Raw genomic sequence first — 2,311 nt, 5'->3', positions numbered from 1 at the left:
GGGGGGCTCCGTGCCGGAGCGGCCGGGTGGGTTCGGGGCGGCGGACGTGCCCGCGGGGCCGCGGGGGTTGCCGCCGGGGAGCGGCGGGGGCCGGGAGGTGGAGGAGCCGGCGGCTCCGGACGGCGACGACGGGCTGTGGAGCGTGGTCGCGGCGGACGAGATCGGGGCCGCGCCCGAGCAGGCGGCGTGGGTGCGGCGGGGCGCGCTCGAAAGCGGGGCGTCGCGGGACGACGGCGCGCCGGCGGGTGCGGAGATCGTTCCGCCGCCTCCGGTTCGGCGGGAGGTGATCGTGCCGGATCCCGGACGGCGTGCGGCGCTCGTGGACGCGTTCGTCGGGGAGTTCGTCGGGAGTGCGACGTGGGCGGCGACGCTCGCGGTGCTGGAGGGGGCGTTCCCGGGGTCGGGGATGGCGGTGACGCTGTCCCGGCGGGCGGACGAGCTGTGGGGTGCGATGGTCGGGCTCGATCGGCGGGCGGGACGGCTCGGGGTGCCCGCGTGGCTCGACCACGCGGGGATGGTGCTCGACCTCAGCGCGCACAGCGGGCCGGTGCGGCCGGGGGCGGATCGCGGACGCGCGTCGCGCCCGTATCCGGGGGCGTTCGTCATCGACACGCTGGATCCGCTGCGCTACCACCGGCCGGTCGGCGGGCCCGTGGCGCCCGACACCGGGGCGTCGACGGCGCCGCGGGCCGAGGACGACGAGGACAGCGGTGTGGTGATCGTCGCGAACCTCGCGTCGTCCGGGGCGCGTGTCCTGGATTCGGCGGAGTTGTGGCGATACGCCGGACGGGTGGTCACGGGGACGTTGTACGAGCCGGGACGGGCGGAGACGCGGGCCCGGGCGCGGCGGGCGCTGCGGGCGCTGCGGCGGGTCGTTGTGGTCGATCCCGACCTGCGGCTGGCGCTGTGCATGGGCGTGGACGAGGCACGCGTCCCGCGGTGCCTGCTGGCGCTGACGGTTCGGGACGAGACGCCGCGGTTCGTCCGCGCGTGATCAGTCGTCGGCGCGCAGCCAGCTGAGGTCGCAGCGCCGGTCGTCGGGGAGTTCGCGGATGCGGCCCGCGAGCTCCCACGGTTCGGCGACGTCGCCGTCGGGGAGCAAGCCGCACAGGAGGGCGCTCTGGGTGCGGACGGCGGTGAACGGGCCGAAGCGGGCGACGCCGCCGCCGCGCAGTTGCGCGAGTTCGGTGAGCAGGGCGCCGAGCGCGGACGGGTCGTCGGGGGCGTAGAGGCCGCGGGTGTAGGAGAACAGTTCTTCGGCGAGCGCGTCGGCGCGCATGCCCGACAGCCGGTAGGCGGTGCCGAGCCAGCCGCCGTCCGGGCGGGGGTCGCGGACGCGGACGCGCAGCCCGTACTCGGATGCGCAGCCTTCGTAGGCGTCGGCGAGCAGCGCCTCGGCCTCGCCCTCCTCGCTGAGCAGGAGGCCGTCGACCACGCCCTCCTCGCGGTCGAGGCGGTCGAGCATCTCGTGCTGCAGTTCCCGGACGTCGCGTTCGACGGTGTCGAGGGAGCGGGCGAGGGCGCGCTGGGCGTCGCGGTCGGTGTCGAACCCGGCGAGGTCCTCGCTCAGGTCGCCGGTGGTCTTCTCCAGCCGTTCGACGCGGTCGTGGAGGCCGTCGAGCCGGTCCGACGCGTCCGGTTGCGGGATGGGGATGCCGGACGGTGCGGCGGCCTCGGCGACGTCGGCCTGCAACGTCTCGTGGCGGCGGGCGAGTTCGGCGAGCTGGGCGCGCAGGTCGCGCAGTTCGGCCTGGGCGCGGGGTAGCCGCTTGTCGGAGGCCAGGTATAGCTCGCGGCCCGCGATCGCCAGGCAGAGCAGAACCAGGATCACCGTGTTCATGTGACTCCTCGAGAGGCGGCTGCGCTCTCGACGATAACCATCCGGGGCCGCCCCCGCCGAGGGGGCGGCCGATGTCGTCCGAATGGCCCGGGATTTTTCGTCAGCCGAACAGGCCGCCGAGGAGCCCGCCGAGCACTTCGCCGACGCCGCCGAGCACTTCGCCGCCGACGGCGTTCGCGACCTCGCCGCCGATGGCGCCCGCGGCCTCGCCGGCGGCCTGGCCGGCGAAGTCCTGCGCCATCTGCCCGGCGTACTGGCCCGCCTGGGCGAACGCGTACTGCCCGGCCTGGGCGAACGCCTCCTGCCCGGCCTGCCCGATGGCGTTGCCGAACTGGTCGACGGCCGGGTAGGCGGCGGCGCCCGCGACGTAGCCGGCGGCGTTCACGGCGGCGGTCGCCGACCTCGCCGACGGCCATGGCGCCGCCGACGCCCGCGGCGGCCACGCCGCCCGCGGCCAGCCCGGCCGCGGCG

3 protein-coding genes are annotated in these 2,311 nt (G+C 76.6%); 1 reads left to right on the top strand and 2 read right to left on the bottom strand.

Annotated features, from left to right (window positions below; genetic code table 11):
- Window positions 1-994, top strand: a 994-nt coding sequence (locus BJF79_RS37650; protein ID WP_262403157.1) for a hypothetical protein, incomplete at its 5' end; no start/stop codon positions are given.
- On the opposite strand, the gene BJF79_RS37645 is transcribed toward BJF79_RS37650, so the two are convergent.
- The gene (locus BJF79_RS37645) at window positions 995-1,840 is read right to left on the bottom strand and encodes a hypothetical protein (RefSeq protein WP_075904554.1); all 846 of its coding nucleotides are present in this window, start codon (window positions 1,838-1,840) and stop codon (window positions 995-997) included.
- Between the two features lie 100 nt (window positions 1,841-1,940).
- A partial coding sequence (locus BJF79_RS37640) for a hypothetical protein (RefSeq protein WP_262403156.1) occupies window positions 1,941-2,311 on the bottom strand: 371 nt, incomplete at its 5' end.

It is taken from the genome of Actinomadura sp. CNU-125, from assembly GCF_001942465.1.
Classification (GTDB): domain Bacteria; phylum Actinomycetota; class Actinomycetes; order Streptosporangiales; family Streptosporangiaceae; genus Spirillospora.
The sequence above is the reverse complement of the archived record's forward strand: the minus strand, read 5'-3'. Positions and strand labels throughout refer to the sequence as shown.